Genomic DNA, 17,988 nt, shown 5'->3' with positions numbered 1-17,988 from the left:
TTTTTAAGACAAAAGCAAAGCTGCAAATTTTGACACTTGCAGCTTTACAAACCAACCAATTTTTAGAAATAAAAAACTTATTTAAGTGAGAAATTCACTTTAGATTTTATGTCTGTTGATGAAGCTCCAATGATTGCCTCAAAATCACCAGGTTCAGCCACCCAGTCATGCTTTTTATCATCGAAGAAACTCAAAGCTGTTTTATCAATTGTAAAAGTTACTGTTTTTTCTTCACCTGCTTTAAGCAATACTTTTTCAAAGCCTTTTAACTCTTTTATCGGACGTGCTAAAGAAGATTTTACATCTGTAATGTACAATTGTACTACTTCTGCTCCTTCTCTGCTTCCTGTGTTTTTCACATTAACAGAGAATGTAATTTTGTCTCCTGCGTTAACTTGCTTTTTGTCAGCTGTCACTTTTCCGTAAGCAAAAGTGGTGTAGCTTAAACCGTGGCCAAAAGAGAATAAAGGTTTAATTTTATTCTTATCAACCCAGCGGTATCCAACAAAAATACCTTCATTATATTTTACCTCATCACCGCCAGGAAATTCTCCTAAAGCGTGCGCTCCATTGTCAGCTAATTTTACAGGAAAAGTGAAAGAAAGTTTTCCAGACGGATTTACATCTCCAACCAAAACATTTGCTAAGGCATTTCCAGCCTCAGTTCCTAAAAACCAACCTTGAACAACTCCTGGAACTTCTTTAATCCAAGGCATTGCAACAGCATTTCCAGAGATATTTACGAAAACAATGTTTTTATTTACTTTCGCTAATTCGCTGATCAATTTATCTTGACCATAAGGCAATTCTAAATGTTTACGATCGTGTCCTTCATCATCTTGATTTTCACTTTTATTTAAACCTCCAATAAAAAGAACAATATCAGCATCCTTAGCTACTTTTAAAGCCTCTGCAGTTAATTCTGCCTGCGGGCGTTTTTCTTCTAAACTAACTTTAGCTACAACACCGTTATAATTACTAGTAGGATCACCAACATAACCTCTTGCGTAAACAATTTCAGCTTGGTTGCCAATTCTTTTCTTTAATCCTTCAAGAGGAGTAATTTCATATCTTGCTTTAAGTGAAGAACTTCCTCCACCAACGGTCATCATTTTGATGGCATTTTCTCCAATTACAGCAATCTTTTTTGTTTTAGAAAGATTAATTGGCAGAATGTTATTTGTGTTTTGCAATAATACAATTCCTTCCTCAGCGATTTTACGTCCCGCTAAAGCATGTTCTTCTGTTCCAAAAGATCCAAAAGGACGATTTCTATCCATTGTAGTCAAGAAAGACAAACGAAGAATACGACGTACTTTTTCGTCTAATTCTTTAGTTCCAATTTCACCTTTTCTGATCATTTCAGAATATGGTTTTGCTAGATAATAATTGTCATAAGCATTACTAGTTCCCCAAGAAAGTCCGTTTGTCCAAGAACCAAATTCCATGTCTAAACCATTATGAATTGCTTGTTTGGTATCATGAACTCCTCCCCAGTCTGAAACTACAACTCCTTTGAAGCCCCATTCTCCGCGAAGAATATCATTTAATAGATATTCATTGTGGCAGCACTGTTGTCCTTTGTATTTATTATAAGATCCCATAATTGCCCATGCATCACCATCTTGAACTGCCGCTTTAAAAGCTGGAAGATAGATTTCATATAATGCACGATCGTCTACAACTACGTTTACAGAATTACGATTTGTTTCTTGATTATTTAAAGCGAAATGTTTTACACAAGCGGCAACTCCGTTCGATTGAACTCCTTTAATATAAGGGACAACCATTTTAGAAGCTAAAAACGGATCTTCTCCCATATATTCGAAGTTACGACCGTTTAATGGGCTTCTGTAGATATTTACACCTGGGCCTAATAAAACATTTTTGTTACGGAAACGTGCTTCTTCTCCAATTGATTTTCCATATAAAGAAGCCAATTCTTTGTTCCATGTCGATGAAAGTGCTGTAAGAGCTGGGAAAGCAATACAAGAATCGTTTGTCCATCCGGCCTGATCCCATTCGTCCCATTTTACTTCTGTACGAATTCCGTGTGGTCCGTCAGTCATCCAGTTTTCTGGAATTCCAAGTCTTTTTACACCTGGAGAACTAAATTTAGACTGCGCATGAATCATGGCAATTTTCTCTTCAGTTGTCATTCTTTTAAGTGCATCTTCTACACGCTCATTAATTGGCTTTTTATCATCAAGATAAACTGGCACTTTGTTTTGGGCATTCATTCCCAAAGAACTTAGTAAAAGTAAAACAACAATTGTTTTAACGTTTTTAAACATAACAGTATTTATTAAAGCATTAGTTTATAATATAAAAGTAACTTCATATAAAAGTACTTTATTTATCATATGGTAAAACTAAAACGTTATCGTACATGTTACATTTTTGGATACAAAAAAGTAGTAAATTAAAAAATTAAAATATTGATTTGCAGTATATTAATAAAAAATACACATCAAAAAAAGTAGTAGATTTAAAATAAATATCTATACTTTCAATGATATTGAACCAATTTTCATGACCATTTCTTCGAAATCATTTCGCGAAACTGCCGCTTTATTTCGAGCTCGGGTTCTGTAGTTGTAAATTGTACTTAAAGAGTAACGAAGAAATGCTGCAATTTTTACACTATCGGTGATTCCGAGTCTTATAAGTGCAAAAATTCGAAGCTCTGTATTTAATAATTCGTTTTGTTTGAGAACAATCTGCTCTTCTGGAATTAATAACGCATTAAAATCTTTTACAAATGTTGGATATAGGTTTAGGAAAATAATATCGAAATTCTTGTACAATTCTTCTAACTCATTATCAACCAAAGTAGTTGACTTTAAAATTTTATAAATTTCATCAAACTGTTTCGCAGTTGCTTTTTTGTTTAAAATAATGCGATAATTTTCCAGTTTATTGATGTAAGTCGAACAAAGATTAAAGAAATGTGCAATATATTCTTCTTTAACTAAATTAGATTCAGACAATTGCAGATTACTTTCCTGAAGCTGACTGTTTGTTTCTGTAATATCTTTATTTAGTTCTGCTAATTTTTGACTGGTTTCGTAAAGTTCTGTTCGAATTCTCGAAACTTTTTTCATTTGTTTGTAAACGTAAATAATGGCAACCAGCAGAAATAACGAAAGTAGACTTATACAAAGCAGATAGATTTGTAATTCGCTTTTTCGCTGTGCCTCACGCTCTAAATAAACAGTATTGATGATTGAATAAACTTCTGACATTAAGAGCGTTCTAAATTGAACATTACAATAAAGCGCATCTTCAATGGCAGATTGTGTCAATTTGTACGCCATATCAACATCTCCAATTTCATAAAAAACCAATGCTAATTCCTGCATTGAAGCATTGTCTTTATTGGCGTTTTTAATATCCGAGGTAGCAGAAAGCGCATAGTATTTTTTTCTTTCTTCTAATTGATGGGTTGCTTCTGAAATTTTACCCAGCAAATAGGTAATCATCGCATATTTTGGATCTTCTTCTTTTATTTTATTCAATAAAGCAAGCAGTTCCTTTTTGGGCTTATCGAATTTTTTATGAATAAAAATATCTTGTTGAATCCTATTAATTTGATATTCAAGTGTATTTGGATTTAAAATACTTAATAGTGAATCTCGATATTTTCCTATTTGTTTTCTGTATTCTCGATTATCACTATTCGCTGCATAATGTTCAAAAAACTCCCGATACGAAATATAGTAATTGGGAAGCAATGAAACTGCCAGATTCTTTTTGTTTATACTTTTTAGAAGAGCTTCAGATTCGCGGTATTTTCCTGATGAAGAATAAAGCGTTACCAATTGCAGCTGTGCTAAATTAAAAAGTTCTTTGTTTTGCAGTTGTTCTGCTATTCTTAGATTCTTTTTAACGTATCGAATAGCCGAATCTGAGTTTAATTTTTGGTATTCGAGATATAAGGTTTTGTTGTAATTATATTCTTGTTCGGGCGTAAGATTATCCGATTTTATTTTCTTAAAATTCAGAATTCTTTCTTCTTTAAGTTTTACATACTGCTGCTTATTTTTTATCGCATTATTTAATTCTTTTAAAATAACATCAGTACTTTCCAATGCAAAAACTGGAAAGTTTACTATAAGAATTAAGAGAAATAAAAAATAATTTTTCAAGCTGATTTTATATAAAGGGAATTACAAATATAGAAAAGCAAAAATATATAATGCGAATTATTTACTAGGGTAAAAAATGTACACAATATGAGGGGTGTTTTATTTTTGCTATAAAAAATAAAATAATATTTAGCTTTATCTATAAATAAATTGATTTCATTTAGATAACTAAAAAGCTTTGTCTGAATTTAAATCATGACAAAGCTTTTTTATTTTATACTGCAATCGGCGCAGCTAAACAGCTTTCAGGAATATCAAATGCATTTACTAAAGCTACTGCATCTGGACGAATGTCCCAACAAAGCTGATTAACCATTTTACGTACTGCTTTGGTTTTTACCGCTTCCATATAACCGTCTTCTAAATACCAAGCTTTATTTTTTTCGATCTGCGAAAGTGCGTACAATTGATTCAATCTCGTTAAAATTGTTTTAGATTCCTCATCTTCAATTTCTTTTATTGCAAGTTGAAATTGTTCTAAAACTACTCTTTCTAAATAGGCTTGAGCAACATCAATCATTTGGTGCTGTACGACATTAAAAGCATCATACGCTTCTAATCCGCCATCAACCAATTTTTTAATACGTCTGGCTGCCGAAGCTAGAATTGTTTTTTCTCGGTGAACAAAAGCTTGCAAATGAAATTCGCTGTCTAATAAATGTTCGTCGTCTGTTTTTCTTGTTGCAATTGGATTCTTTTCTGTAATTGCAGTTTTAGCATTTTCATACACATAATTAATAATGCCTAAAGAACCCATTTCTCCAAACGATTTTCTGAATTCAGACAAACGATTTTTGGCCACCAATTGCATTAAAACTGTATTATCACCTTCAAAAGTCGTATAGATTTCGGTGTCATTTTTTAAAGCATCAATTCTGTTTTCAGACAAATAACCTTTTCCACCGCAGGCTTCACGGCATTCTTGCAGAATATCTCTTGTACTCCAAGTAGAATACGATTTCATTCCCGCTGCTAAAGCTTCAATTTCCTGCATTTCGGCTTCTGTTCTATTTAAAAATCTATTGGTCAGATATTGAAGTGCAAAATGAACTGCATAGGTTTTAGCCAAATGGGGTAACAATCTGCGTTGATGCATTCTATAATTTAAAATTGGAACTTCAGATCCGCCTTCTGGTCCAAATTGTCTTCTTTGATCGCTGTAGCGAATGGCAATTGTTAATCCAGATTTAGCTGCCGCCAACGCCGAACGCGGAATTCCGATCCTTCCTCCAACTAAAGTTCCTAACATGGTAAAAAATCTTCTGTTATCACTCGGAATCGGACTTTCAAATTCTCCATTTTCATTTACCGAGGCAAAACGATCGAGCATATTTTCTTTCGGAATCACAACTTGATCAAAACTAATGGTACCGTTATCAACTCCGTTTAATCCCATTTTATGACCGCAGTCGCCAATCGTAACACCTTCTACAACATTTCCATTAGGATCACGTAACGGAACTACAAATGCGTTGACACCATAATCATGATCGTCAATAATTAATTTTGCAAAAACAGTTGCCATTTGGCCATGAACTGCTGCATTGCCAATGTATTCTTTTTGGGCATGTTTATTTGGTGTATGAATAGTAAAAGTCTGATCGTTATGATTGTAAGTTGCCGTCGTTTCCAATCCTTTTACATTTGATCCGTGATGTGTTTCGGTCATGGCAAAACATCCTGGAAGTTTTAGCGAGCCAATATCTTTTAAATATTTAGCGTAATGTTTTTCTGTTCCTAAAGATTGAACACTCATTCCCCACAATCCAAACTGAACGCCAAATTTTATTACCAAACTTAAATCGTGGTAACTCAGCGTTTCCATAATCGCAAAATAATCGGCTATGTTTTCTCCTCCTCCATATTGTTTTGGATAAGCCATATTTCCAAGATTTTCATCGGCTAGAACTTTGCACCATTTGTAAACAGTCTCCCTAAAAACATTGATATCGGTAGAAGTTTCATAAGCAAATTCAGGTCTGGAAATGACCGATTTTACTTTTTCAATTATTGCTGCTTCTTTTCCGTTTAAAATTTTGGTAATTTTCTGGATATCGAAAGAGGCATTGGTATGTGAATTTACCGTGTAAGAACCTGCTTTTGTTTTAAAATTTTGAAGCGCTTCTTCTCCTAAAATTCCTAAATCATTTTCTAATTTTTTGAAATCTGATTCTATTGGTGTTAAATCCAAATCATTTCCTGAAAGTGCTTTTGCAATATCAAAAATCGATTTGATAGAAGATTTATCTTGAATACTTTTTTCAATATCCAATTTCCATTGTGTGAGTTCATTTCGCGAAGGCGGATTTGAAATATCTACTTTAGAACGCAAATATTCTTTTTCTTCTTCAGATAAAGCATTCAGGGAATTTATAAACTCTTTTAATGTTCCAAATTCTTTTTGTGTCAATAAATCATCTGACCACACTAAATAAAATAACGGAGTAAAGGCTTGAAGTTTGGTATTTTTCATATAAAATAATATTCGGTTTTATTTTTTTCTTTGCCACGAATTACACAAATTTCCTCTAATTTCTTTTCCTAATTAATAGCGAATTAAAAAATAATTACAATTCGTGAAAATTTGTGTAATTCGTGGCAACTCTTTTTTTTTTACACTTTATCGCATAAAAAAAACAGGAATGAAAAATAATCATTCCTGTTTAAACATCCTGTTAAGATTCTGGTAATTTTCGATTTTAAACCAATAAAAAATATGAAAACTACTATTGAGAACCTTTGGATATTGCGGCTCTTTTTTGCTTGGCTGCAAAAATATGATGTGAATTGAAAACTACAACTGCGGCAAAAATAATTCCGTATGCAGCAATCTGTATGAATCCGAATTTTTCCTTATATAAAAACATTGCTAATAAAAAAGCAATCATTGGGTTAATATTTAAAAGCATTCCGACTGTCGATGAATTTATTCCCGAAAGGGCATATAAATTAAGAAACAATGGAAAAATGGTAAACAAAATGGCAATGGTTTCGATACAGAAATAAAATTTAAATTCTGTTGGAACTGTTCCACTGTAAAATGGATAAAAAGGCAATAAACATAAGGCTGCTACTGTGATGTGAAACGTTAGAATTATAAATTTATCAAAGCCTTTATTGACACGCTGACTTACTAAATAAGAGGCGTATGTAAACCCAATTATAATACTAAAAAGCATATCCATAATATTTGCATAAGACAACAGAATACATCCTGAAATGCTTAATCCAACCGCAATCCATTGTGTTTTATTTAGTTTTTCATGCAAAATAAAATAAGCCAGCAGCGTGGTTAAAATAGGACAAACCAAGTAAGCCAAAGAAGTCGCTTTTACACTAACATGGTTCATGACATAAATAAAAGTAAACCAGTTCGCCATTAGAAAAACGCTTCCGCCAATATTTAATAGAATTGTTTTACGTTTCTCAAAAGCCGGCATTGATTTAAAAGTTTGTACAGCTTCTTTCATTCTTTTTCTCTTGAAAGAAAATGCAATAAGAAGCATTAAAATACTACAGCTAAAAACACGATAGAATAAAATATCTAAAGAAGGATAGTCATGTATTGGTCTTAAAACCAAACTGAAAAATCCCCAGATTACAAAACATGTAATAGCAGCGATGTAGTATTTTGTTGTTTTCACGAGATGTTGTTTATTGTTTAGTTTTCTATTTAAGCAAATTTCTAAAAAATAAAACAGCAATACAGATACAGTTTTTGTAAATTGCACCATAACAGTTTTATTTTTTTATGAAAAATTCTAATTACTTATATCTTCAATTTGCTGACCGTATCGAAAAACAAATTAAGTCTGGCGTCTTGAGCGTTGGCGATAAACTGCCTTCTATTCGAGAAGTTTGTGCAGAAACGGGTTACAGCATGAGCACTGTAAGTAAGGCTTATTATGAAGCCGAAAGCCGTTCTTTGATTGAAGCTAGACCACAGTCGGGATATTATGTGAGTAATATTTCAGCAAGAACGATTCCAGAACCATCACCCAGCAGTCCGATTTTAAAATGTGCCAATATTGACCGCGAAGATTTGATCGATCAGGTTTACGGCAATATGACAGATCCAAATATTACGATGCTTTCTTTGGGGTTTCCGTCAAACGAACTTCTTCCTATTGCTAAATTAAATAAGGGAATGGTTCAGGCGATGCGCCAACTTCCAAACAGCGGAACGAGTTATGAGCAAGTAAAAGGTAATCTTAATTTAAGAAGAGAAATTGCCAGATGGTCTTTTACATGGGGAGGATCGTTAACAGAAGAAGATATTATTACAATGCCTGGCTGTACAAGTGCTATATCACATTGTTTGATGACGTTAACTCAGCCCGGCGATACCATAATTACAGAAAGTCCTGCTTATTTTGGCATCTTGCAGTTGGCCAAATCTTTAGGATTGTATATCATGGAACTGCCTACAAACATGACAACTGGAATAGAATTAGAAGCACTCAAAAAATCGCTTTCTTCTAAAAAAGTAAAACTATGTTTACTGATGAGTAATTTTAGCAATCCTTCTGGAAGTATGATGCCGGCAGAGCATAAAATAGAAGTGGTGAAATTGATGGAATTCTACAACATTCCATTGATTGAAGATGATATTCACGGCGATTTGTACTTTGGTTCGAGCCGACCAACAAATTGCAAAACTTATGATGAAAGCGGAATTGTACTTTGCTGCAGCTCTGTATCCAAAACATTGGCTCCCGGTTATCGCGTAGGATGGGTTTCGCCTGGGAAATTCAAAAAACAAATCTTAAGAAACAAAATTTATCATTCGCTCTCCTCGCCTACTATTACGCACGAAGTCGTGGGGGATTTTTTAAAAAACGGACGTTATGAAAATCATCTTCGAAAAATACGCCAAATATTAAATCATAATTGCAACAATTATATTAATACAGTTCTGGAATCTTTTCCGAAAGGAACAAAAGTAAGTCAGCCTCAAGGTGGATTTTTTCTGTGGATTGAGTTGGATAAAAAAATTGATACTGCTGCTTTTTATCATTTAGCGATGAAACACAATATCAGTATTGCTCCAGGCAGGATTTTTTCGTTTCAAGATCAATTTTCAAATTGTATGCGATTGAGTTTTGGTCTACCATGGTCAAATGAGTTAAGAACTGCTATTCAAACGCTTGGGAGACTGGCTCAAACACAATTGTAGAGCAAGTTTTTGTCATTCTAGGAACTAGCAATTATATAAAGATATTCGCTAATCTTTATGGATTTGCGAGTGTGATTTTTCGTTCATCGAAATGACAAACTACACCTATAAAAAATAAAAAAACTGGACAGCGCAACTACACACTGTCCAGCCAACAATTAAAAGAAGACCAAAATTAAAAAGTTATAAGACGAAATAAACGTCTTTTTCGACTTTCTTAGGTTCGTTGTTCAATTCAAATTCATTCAGAATATCAAATTCACTTTGATATTCATTAAGCATTTGCTTGATATTTTTTTCAATTGTATTTGCAATCGTCGTTACAGGCGTATCTGTAGGTCGGTTTTCGAATGGATCCTGCAAATGAATCGCCATTCTTTCGATCAAAAAGAAAGCTCCGCCAATAGCAGTAATCAACGGAATTGCAAACCAGCTTAAAACACTTGTTAACCCGAAAGGCAGTAACAAAATAAACAAACACAATGTCAGCCTGATGTACATACTGTATGTTGTTGGAAATATGGTGTTTTTAATTCTTTCGCACTTTCCCATTTCATCACATAATCTTGACAATGTATTGTCGATTTCAACCTGCTGATACATGTTGATTTTCTTTTCGTTCTTAGCATTTCTAAGATCGCGGGCGTGCAGCATCAAAATAGCATTTGGAACGTTTTGATGATTCTTAATGTATTTTATTTCTTCTTCACTCATCAAACCTTCAAGTGGTTTTATGGCATCTTTATTTCTAAGTGACTGCCCTAAACTATAACACCATGCAATTTGTCTTTTAGCAAAATTCTCTTTGAATTCGCTGGCTTCAACAGAAAAATCAGGATCTTTATAAAACGTCAAAACCTGACGAATTAATGTTCTGGAATCGTTTACAACTGCGCCCCAAACAATTCTGGCTTCCCACCATCTGTCATAAGCCTGATTGGACTTAAAGGCTAATAATAAGGAAATAATGGTTCCAATCATGGTTGGAATCGCAATTGGAATATCTACAGGAAGGGTAACAAAATAGTGGTGAAATATTTCAAATAGTATGGTATAAGCCAATACTAGAACGATTTCTACTTTAATTTTCCCGAGAACGTACTTCATTGGTATTCTTTTCTTTAATAACATATTTTCGGTTTTAAATTAAATATTATAGCTTTTTTTTAGTTCTTAGTGATTAGTAATTAATCCTTAGTAATTAACTGTAGTTTAATAACAGCCTAAAAAAATATATTTCCTATTCTTACAGTACAAAACGGATTAATTATAAGTATTACTAAGAACTAATTACTAAGAGTTAATTACTAAGGACTAAGGACTAATTATTAATCACTAAGAACTAAACAATCTCTTCGTACAATGAAAGAACTGGAAGTCCCAGCTTCTCATTGATGTTTTCTTTTTTTACTTTTTTGAATTTGATTTTTTCGCCTTTTCGAGTTTCTACAAGCATGTCGATATTATGCTTTGAAATGGCTTCTGATAAAAATGGCGCAACATTCTCATAATTGTCTTCAAAATTGGCAGTCTGGCTTACTATTTCGAAAGAGAAATTTTCACTTAAATACTGCTGTACATCTTTTACATGAATGCTTTTGCTTGAATTTTCTACATAAAGAGCTTTGCTGAAAACTTCTTTATTAATTTCTGTGCTTAAATGGAGAATTGGACATTTTTGATTTCCAGCCAGCTGAACCAAATATTGATGAATTCTTTTGGTTTCTTGTTTATAAGAATGTGTTAGAATAACCAATTTCACAGAAAAAGCTTCGATAAGACGCTTGAAAATTGGAGCCGAAAGTCCGTATTGGTTGTGAACTTTCAGTTTTGTATTTGGAGAATGGTCGATAATATATCTGCAGGTTTCCAACACTTCTTCTTGGCTTCTGGTTAGCCCTGATCGCATTTCGCGTAAAAAACTTGAAGTCGAAAATGTATCTGGTGATTCTGAAACTAATACTAAAATAATTTCTGATTCAGTATCTTTTGACTGATTCACCGCAGATTTAACAGCCGAGATTGTGTCATCTTTTAAAGTCGTAGGTATAAGAAAATTTTTCATAAGTATAATTGTTTAGTTTTATACTTACAAAATAACTATCCGCTAATTATACCTTTATTAATTTAAAATTAGAATTTTCTAAGATTAAACATTAGATTTTTTAATCTTCAGTTTTTTAAAGATAATCGTGACGATTGTACCTTTATTCTGCTCAGACTGTACTTGCAATTCTCCATCGTGCATACGGATGATTTTAGAAGCCAGCGGCAATCCTAAACCGTAACCAATATATTTTGCCGCAATTTTACCTCTAAAGAAAGGTTCATACAAATGCGGAATATCTTCTGGCGGAATTCCTATACCGATATCATTAATCGTAATTTTAATCATTTCTTCGTTTGCCGAAAGATTTACGAATACTTCATTATTATCAGAATATTTAACACCATTGGTAATAATATTGTTGATTGCTAATTCCAACAATGGTTTGTTGCACGGAAGCAATAATAAATTAGAATCTTCTGGAGCAAAGTTAAGCTTAATGCTCACTCGGTTTCCTGGAAATATTTTATCCAAATCCGATTTTACATCCATTAGCAATTCGTCAATTCTGGCAATGTCAGATACTTGTTTTTGACCGTCATAACCTGTTTGAGTCAATTTCAAAAGGCTTTCCGTTAAGTTTCCTAATCTAGATGCCTGACTATAAATATTTTCTAAAGACTGTACATATTCTTGAACTTCTCGCTCTTTGAGCAGCATAATTTCTGCTTCGGCAATAATAGTTGTTATGGGCGTTTTTAATTCATGAGAAGCATTATTGATAAAATTAGCCTGGATTTCAAAAGATGTTTCCAGCCTGTCCAGCATATTATTAAAAGTATTGGTCAGATCTGAAATTTCATCAGAGTTTTTAACTTCAGGCAGACGATTATGAAGATTCGACGCACTAATTCTTTTTACTTCTTTGGTAATTCGCGCTACTGGATTAATGACACGTTTGGCTAAAAAACGTCCTAAAAGAAAGGCAAGAATCACAAAACCAATTCCGCCAAAAAGCATAATTTTGACAATATAAATAGTCGTATCTTTTCCTTTACGATCTCTAGCACCTACAATTACAATATATTTTTGTCCGTTTTCTTCAAAAATTTGACCTAAATAATATTTATTATCTTTTTCATATGAGTCTTTTCCTGTGCTTAAAATATTGGTATAAAAAGTATTCGGAAGATTAAGATTTGTATTATAATCAAAACTATTATGGCTGTTGATTTTTAATACATATTCTTCTTCTTCGATTAATTCTTCAAGTCCATTTTTTTGAAGATTCTTATAATATTTTATTTTTTCTGGATCTTTTTGAAAATGTATTGAAGCTACAATTTTTGACCTGTCATCTAAACGTTTTAAAAAGTGATAACGATTGTTTTCTCTAAACAAGAAAAAAACAATGATACACAATAGTGATGTACTAAAGGTAGAAAGGGCAACGTAGTTAAAAGTAATTTTTTTTCTAATGTCCATTTTACGATTTTATAACATAACCCAATCCTTTCATGGTATGAATAAGTTTGGTATCAAAAGGCTTATCAATTTTTCTTCTTAAATAGGTTATATATACATCAACAACGTTCGTATTCATGTCAAAATTAATATCCCAGACATTATCTAAAATCTGATCGCGCGAAACAATTCGACCCGTATTTTTTGCCAGATAATACAATAGTTTGAACTCTTTTGCAGTTAAAACAATGTTTTCTCCACCTCTCTTTACCGATTTAGCGCGTCCGTTGATCTCAAGATCACCAATTGTAATAGTATCAATTTTCTCTGTTTCTTGATGCGATCTTCTATAGAGTGCATTTACACGAGCATCTAATTCTCCAAATTTAAAAGGCTTTACCAAATAATCATCTGCGCCGGCGTTAAGACCAGTCACGATGTTTTCTGAAGTTCCTAGAGCTGTTAAAAGTAAAATAGGTACAAAATTCTTGCTGGCACGAAGTCTTCTGCAGATTTCAATTCCGTTAATATCTGGCAGCATTACATCTAAAACTACAACATCAAAAGTATAATTATGAATCATCTCCAGAGCAGTTTTACCGTCTAGAGCCACACTTACTTCATTATTATTTTCGGCAAATCCTTTACGCAGAATAGATAATAGATTTGGTTCGTCTTCGACTATTAGTAATTTCATCTTGAGAAGTTTGTATATACAACAAAAATAAGAATTGAATTTAACAAAAACGGCACATATTTACAAATTATGATTTAATTATGAAGAATAAAAAAAGCAGACCTAATAGCCTGCTTTTTGATATTTATCTTGCATTTAATGCCTTATAATTACTAATTTTTGAAATTAAAACTAACAACCGCTCCAAGTCCAAACTGATAAGTAGAAATATAATCTTCAAATGCTACTGGACCTACCCAATAGGACCAATAATAACTTTCACCCACTGCTGCCGACATGGATTGTAAATAAGCATTAATATTTACAGAAACAGATGATGCAGTTTTGATTTTTACCCCGCCCTTGACATCCCAGGCAAAATAAGTGCCACTTCCGCCTTGGGGTGATTCTACGATACCAACTCCAGCACCAGCACCCAAATAAGGCAGAAGATTTGAACCTGTATCAAAATAATGGGTGAAATCTGCTAAAATAAAATTAAATGCTCCCTTATCGTTCGTATTTATTTGAGCTCCAGAAGGATTATATAATGGTATTTTAACATCTGATCTTAAATACTTTAACTCCACTGAGTTATTGGTTGAAAAGAAATACTCAAACCCTGCTCCGTATTGAAAACCATCTTCTATTGTTGCAGAATAACCGTCGTAATCCAGCTTATCTGAAAAATTATAACCGCCATACAAATTAAGCGAAAAAGACCTTGCATCCTGAGCCTGCATTCCTATCGCCGACAGAAATACAACTAATAATAAACTGTACTGTTTCATAATTTTTGATTTTGATTGTTAATTGGATAATCAAATTTAGCTTTTTTCTTTCAAAAAAAGAATATTTTTAGAAAGAAAAAACTTAAATATTAAAGCTCAAATAATTGAATATTAAAACCTTAACAACCTAAAAAGTCTCTCCCGCATTTAAATAAAAAGCTTTCGAATTATTACCCCACGCATAATCTAAAATTAAATTTGTCTTTGTCGCTTTATCAATTAAAAGCCTCAAACCAATCCCAGCAGCCGGCTGAATCGATTTAAAAAGCTCCAAATTAGTATCTGAATTACTGGCAGTAACAAAATTGGTAAAAACAGTACCGCTTAATAATTGATTGCAGGTTATTGGAAATCTAAATTCTGTAGATAAATAAACCAAACCATTTCCTCTAAAAAGCCCTTGCGTATAGCCCTCCCCGCTCCTGCTTCGCTGATCCCAGCCAATTGCAGGCAAATTTAAATATGGAACTTTTCCTCGGGTTACAAACTGACCATAAGTCCAAATGGCTAAAATATAATTTGGATTTTTATGCGAAACAGGTATAAAATGCTTATACTCTGCAAACAATACACTACTATATTCCTGATTATTAAACAAAACAGGATTAAATCTATAATTGATATTTGCAAACCAGCCTCGCGAAGCATTTACCTGATTATCACGAGAATCGTGAACCAAATTCAAACTTACTCCATTTAGGAAATACTCTAAATTATCAAATCCGTATTTCTGACTGTAATTGTAATGATAGGTGAATACGCCACTTTCAACATCCAATTTTTTATCGTTAATGCTGGAATACCAGTCAATATTAATTCCTCCGCCTACATAATAATTTTCTTTTACTTCAAATGAAACGGTTTGGTGAAATTTCAAATAATTATAATCCATATCCTGTGCAATAGAATCAATACTAAAACTTGGACTCCTATCGCGTCTTGGCGGAATAATATCTGTTCCAAGTCCATAATTGGGCTGAGAAAACAAGTACAAACGATAATCGCCGCTCAAAAAGATTTTATTATTTTTTAGCAGGATATTGTTTTTGATATTAACCAGCCACTGATCTTTTAATGTATATGTAACCCCAACATTAGCAATGGAATATTTATCTTTCTCTTCTTTTCCTTTGAAAGTATACTGCGCTACAGCACCAAAAAAAAATCCAGTTGCTGGCTGTGAACCAATAGCTGGAATTACTAAAAAGAAATTATTTTTGGTGGGTTTAACGACTAAAGCATCGTCTTGTTTTTTAAAAATATCAAAAATAGTTTTGGGCGGACAGAGCTCTGGATTCGTTATTTCTTCTTGGCAATATAAATTAGATGAAATAAAAAACAATAATCCTAAGATGTTATACTTGTACTGAAAGGCATTATTTTTTAAAAAATTCACCATTTAAGAAAAGTTTATTTTAATAAAAACCAGTAACCTATAGTAAATATAGTATTTATTTTCAACATTTTACACAAAACAAATCTTTAGATTTTTCAGATTTATATAATAAAAAATCTTATTCTATTATTTTTTTGGCTTTTAGAAACATAATTGAAAATCAGCACAGAGTAATTTTGTAAAATATTTATAAAACAAGTATTGATCTCATTTTAAGAACATTAAAAAACAAAAAGCATACATAAAATGAAAAATAATTTTGAATTTACCCTGACAGATTTTCCAAATGACAAATTTGAATATGAAAATAATATATTTTCAGGAAAAGCAACTTTAAAACAAAATGGTGTTCTGGTAGAACAAAGCAAAGAAAAAGGAAAACCATTTTTAATAAAAAGAGCTAATGATGAAATAGTTAAAGCTTTTCCTAAAGCCAATATTCCTGATATTTCTGCACAATGCTTAAATATAAATGGTCAAAAATACCGCATGGCAGCGAAATTAAAATGGTACGAATATATTATCGGCGGACTCCCTATTCTTGTTGTACTTAGTGGTGGAGCAATTGGCGGATTTATTGGCGGGGTTGCGACCGTTATGAATTATACTTTTTTTAGAAGTGATGATACTGCCGTAAAAAAATACTTAAAAGTTTTTGGAGTTAATATATTATGTCTCATTGCATTTGTTTTTATGGCTGGTTTATTTTATAAAATAATCAACTAAGAATAATCACTGAATAAATTAAAAAAGCCGTCAATTAGTAATTGACGGCTTTTTAATGTTATAATAAATATTATTTCGTAATAAACTTTGGATGAATTAAATTTTCTAAAGAATAAATTTCATCCCATTTTTCCTGAGTAATTAATTTTCTTTCCAAAACCGCAATTTGATGTACGCTTTTGTTTGTTTTTAAAGCTTCACCCGCAATACTTGCACTTTCTTCGTAACCAATAATTGGATTTAACTGCGTTACAATTCCGATGCTGTTCATCACCATATTATAACAATGATCAACGTTTGCTGTAATTCCGTTAATACATTTATCAATTAAAGTCTGAATTGCATTTGAAAGATAATCTAAAGACGTAAACATCGCAAAAGCAATAACAGGTTCCATAACGTTTAGCTGTAACTGTCCTGCTTCTGCAGCCATTGTTACCGTTAAATCCTGACCAATTACATAAAAACAAGTCTGGTTTACCACTTCTGGAATTACTGGATTTACTTTCCCAGGCATAATTGATGAACCTGGCTGGCGCGCTGGCAAATTGATTTCATTAAAACCAGTTCTTGGTCCAGAACTCAACAATCGTAAATCGTTACAGATTTTAGAAATCTTAACCGCAGAACGCTTTAATGTTCCCATAATCTGAACGTAAGCGCCTGTATCTACCGTTGCTTCAATCAAATCTGGTGAAAGCGTTAAAGGAATTCCAACTTCTTCAGCTAAATATTTTACGCAAATTTCAGGATATCCTTCTGGAGCGTTAACTTTTGTTCCAATCGCCGTTGCTCCCATATTGATTTCTAATAATAAATCCTGAGCATTTTTTAAGCGTTGAATATCTTCTCCAATTGTTGTGGCATAAGCTTTAAACTCTTGTCCTAAAGTCATTGGCACCGCATCTTGCAGCTGCGTTCTTCCCATTTTTAAAACTTCTTTGAACTCTTCTCCTTTTTTCGCAAAAGCAACTTCAAGACCTGCAAAAGTTTTAATAAAACTTTCCATTTTCAAATACAAAGCAATTCTAAATGCCGAAGGATACGCATCGTTTGTAGACTGTGAACAGTTTACATGATTGTTTGGATGAAGAAAATTGTATTCTCCTTTTTTATGACCTAAATATTCTAATCCGATATTCGCAATAACTTCGTTTGCATTCATATTTACCGAAGTTCCTGCGCCGCCCTGAATTAAATCGCTCACAAATTCCTGATCAAATTTACCAGCAATAACCTGATCGCTTCCGTAGCAGATTGCTTCAGCAATTTTAGGATCAATTGCGCCACAGTCTTTATTGGCAAGAGCTGCAGCTTTTTTCACATAACCTAAAGCTTTGATAAACAAAGGTTCTTTTGAAATCGGAATTCCTGTAATATTGAAATTCTCTACGGCTCTAAAAGTCTGGATTCCGTAGTATAAATGATTCGGAATTTCTAATTCCCCTAAAAAATCATGTTCCTTTCTTGTTGGTTCCATATAATAAAATAATATGTTTTGACTAAAAAAAATAAGCGTAAAGCTACATCAAATTATGGATAAAAATATGAATGAAATCAAAAT

At 32.7% G+C, this 17,988-nt stretch carries 13 protein-coding genes; 2 read left to right on the top strand and 11 right to left on the bottom strand.

Going from position 1 to position 17,988, the window contains the following annotated elements; translation table 11 throughout:
- Nucleotides 1-77 precede the first annotated feature (77 nt).
- The 4 genes from QMG60_RS13745 to QMG60_RS13730 form a co-directional block, all read right to left on the bottom strand.
- Nucleotides 78-2,294: a glycoside hydrolase family 3 C-terminal domain-containing protein gene (locus QMG60_RS13745; RefSeq protein ID WP_281865291.1), complete on the bottom strand. Its 2,217-nt coding sequence runs from the start codon at nucleotides 2,292-2,294 to the stop codon at nucleotides 78-80.
- Nucleotides 2,295-2,501: 207 nt separating this feature from the next.
- Complete coding sequence (locus QMG60_RS13740; RefSeq protein ID WP_281865290.1) at nucleotides 2,502-4,148, bottom strand: DUF6377 domain-containing protein; 1,647 nt, start codon at nucleotides 4,146-4,148, stop codon at nucleotides 2,502-2,504.
- Between the two features lie 214 nt (nucleotides 4,149-4,362).
- The gene (locus tag QMG60_RS13735) at nucleotides 4,363-6,621 is read right to left on the bottom strand and encodes an acyl-CoA dehydrogenase (RefSeq protein ID WP_281865289.1); all 2,259 of its coding nucleotides are present in this window, start codon (nucleotides 6,619-6,621) and stop codon (nucleotides 4,363-4,365) included.
- Nucleotides 6,622-6,874: 253 nt separating this feature from the next.
- Nucleotides 6,875-7,792 carry an EamA family transporter gene (locus QMG60_RS13730; protein ID WP_281865288.1) on the bottom strand — a complete coding sequence of 306 codons (918 nt, stop codon included), beginning with the start codon at nucleotides 7,790-7,792 and terminating at the stop codon, nucleotides 6,875-6,877.
- A 107-nt stretch (nucleotides 7,793-7,899) separates the two neighbouring features.
- Between QMG60_RS13730 and QMG60_RS13725 the strand changes: the two genes are divergently transcribed.
- Entirely contained in the window at nucleotides 7,900-9,324 is a 1,425-nt protein-coding gene (locus QMG60_RS13725; RefSeq protein WP_281865287.1) for a PLP-dependent aminotransferase family protein, read from the top strand.
- 183 nt (nucleotides 9,325-9,507) lie between these two features.
- On the opposite strand, the gene QMG60_RS13720 is transcribed toward QMG60_RS13725, so the two are convergent.
- The 6 genes from QMG60_RS13720 to QMG60_RS13695 all read right to left on the bottom strand — a co-directional run bounded on the left by QMG60_RS13720 (nucleotide 9,508) and on the right by QMG60_RS13695 (nucleotide 15,701).
- Entirely contained in the window at nucleotides 9,508-10,455 is a 948-nt protein-coding gene (locus QMG60_RS13720; protein WP_348773895.1) for a bestrophin family ion channel, read from the bottom strand.
- Nucleotides 10,456-10,666: 211 nt separating this feature from the next.
- Nucleotides 10,667-11,389 carry a hypothetical protein gene (locus QMG60_RS13715; RefSeq protein WP_057118392.1) on the bottom strand — a complete coding sequence of 241 codons (723 nt, stop codon included), beginning with the start codon at nucleotides 11,387-11,389 and terminating at the stop codon, nucleotides 10,667-10,669.
- Nucleotides 11,390-11,473: 84 nt separating this feature from the next.
- Nucleotides 11,474-12,856, bottom strand: a complete 1,383-nt coding sequence (locus QMG60_RS13710) for a HAMP domain-containing sensor histidine kinase (RefSeq protein ID WP_134141722.1) — start codon at nucleotides 12,854-12,856, stop codon at nucleotides 11,474-11,476.
- A gap of 1 nt (nucleotide 12,857) precedes the next feature.
- Entirely contained in the window at nucleotides 12,858-13,532 is a 675-nt protein-coding gene (locus QMG60_RS13705) for a response regulator transcription factor (RefSeq protein WP_134141724.1), read from the bottom strand.
- A gap of 152 nt (nucleotides 13,533-13,684) precedes the next feature.
- Nucleotides 13,685-14,302 carry an outer membrane beta-barrel protein gene (locus QMG60_RS13700; protein WP_281865285.1) on the bottom strand — a complete coding sequence of 206 codons (618 nt, stop codon included), beginning with the start codon at nucleotides 14,300-14,302 and terminating at the stop codon, nucleotides 13,685-13,687.
- A gap of 127 nt (nucleotides 14,303-14,429) precedes the next feature.
- The gene (locus QMG60_RS13695; protein WP_281865284.1) at nucleotides 14,430-15,701 is read right to left on the bottom strand and encodes a BamA/TamA family outer membrane protein; all 1,272 of its coding nucleotides are present in this window, start codon (nucleotides 15,699-15,701) and stop codon (nucleotides 14,430-14,432) included.
- Nucleotides 15,702-15,944: 243 nt separating this feature from the next.
- Here QMG60_RS13695 and QMG60_RS13690 point away from each other — a divergent pair, with 243 nt between their 5' ends.
- Nucleotides 15,945-16,424 (top strand): hypothetical protein, encoded by a 480-nt coding sequence (locus QMG60_RS13690; RefSeq protein ID WP_281865283.1) that lies wholly within the window; start codon nucleotides 15,945-15,947, stop codon nucleotides 16,422-16,424.
- A gap of 70 nt (nucleotides 16,425-16,494) precedes the next feature.
- Here the strand turns inward: QMG60_RS13690 and aspA are convergent, their stop codons facing one another.
- A complete protein-coding gene (gene aspA / locus QMG60_RS13685) occupies nucleotides 16,495-17,904 on the bottom strand; it encodes an aspartate ammonia-lyase (RefSeq protein WP_057118398.1) in 1,410 nt (469 codons plus the stop codon).
- Nucleotides 17,905-17,988: the final 84 nt, after the last annotated feature.

This window comes from Flavobacterium sp. GSB-24 (genome assembly GCF_027924665.1).
GTDB lineage: Bacteria > Bacteroidota > Bacteroidia > Flavobacteriales > Flavobacteriaceae > Flavobacterium.
This window is presented reverse-complemented; position numbering and strand designations above follow the sequence as displayed.

Bases quoted from the DNA above. Each gene is read 5' to 3' on its own strand.
- QMG60_RS13745 (WP_281865291.1), bottom strand. From the start codon at position 2,294: ATGTTTAAAAACGTTAAAACAATTGTTGTTTTACTTTTACTAAGTTCT.
- QMG60_RS13705 (WP_134141724.1), bottom strand. From the start codon at position 13,532: ATGAAATTACTAATAGTCGAAGACGAACCAAATCTATTATCTATTCTG.
- QMG60_RS13695 (WP_281865284.1), bottom strand. From the start codon at position 15,701: ATGGTGAATTTTTTAAAAAATAATGCCTTTCAGTACAAGTATAACATC.
- QMG60_RS13725 (WP_281865287.1), top strand. From the start codon at position 7,900: ATGAAAAATTCTAATTACTTATATCTTCAATTTGCTGACCGTATCGAA.
- QMG60_RS13715 (WP_057118392.1), bottom strand. From the start codon at position 11,389: ATGAAAAATTTTCTTATACCTACGACTTTAAAAGATGACACAATCTCG.
- QMG60_RS13710 (WP_134141722.1), bottom strand. From the start codon at position 12,856: ATGGACATTAGAAAAAAAATTACTTTTAACTACGTTGCCCTTTCTACC.
- QMG60_RS13690 (WP_281865283.1), top strand. From the start codon at position 15,945: ATGAAAAATAATTTTGAATTTACCCTGACAGATTTTCCAAATGACAAA.
- QMG60_RS13720 (WP_348773895.1), bottom strand. From the start codon at position 10,455: ATGTTATTAAAGAAAAGAATACCAATGAAGTACGTTCTCGGGAAAATT.
- aspA (WP_057118398.1), bottom strand. From the start codon at position 17,904: ATGGAACCAACAAGAAAGGAACATGATTTTTTAGGGGAATTAGAAATT.
- QMG60_RS13700 (WP_281865285.1), bottom strand. From the start codon at position 14,302: ATGAAACAGTACAGTTTATTATTAGTTGTATTTCTGTCGGCGATAGGA.
- QMG60_RS13735 (WP_281865289.1), bottom strand. From the start codon at position 6,621: ATGAAAAATACCAAACTTCAAGCCTTTACTCCGTTATTTTATTTAGTG.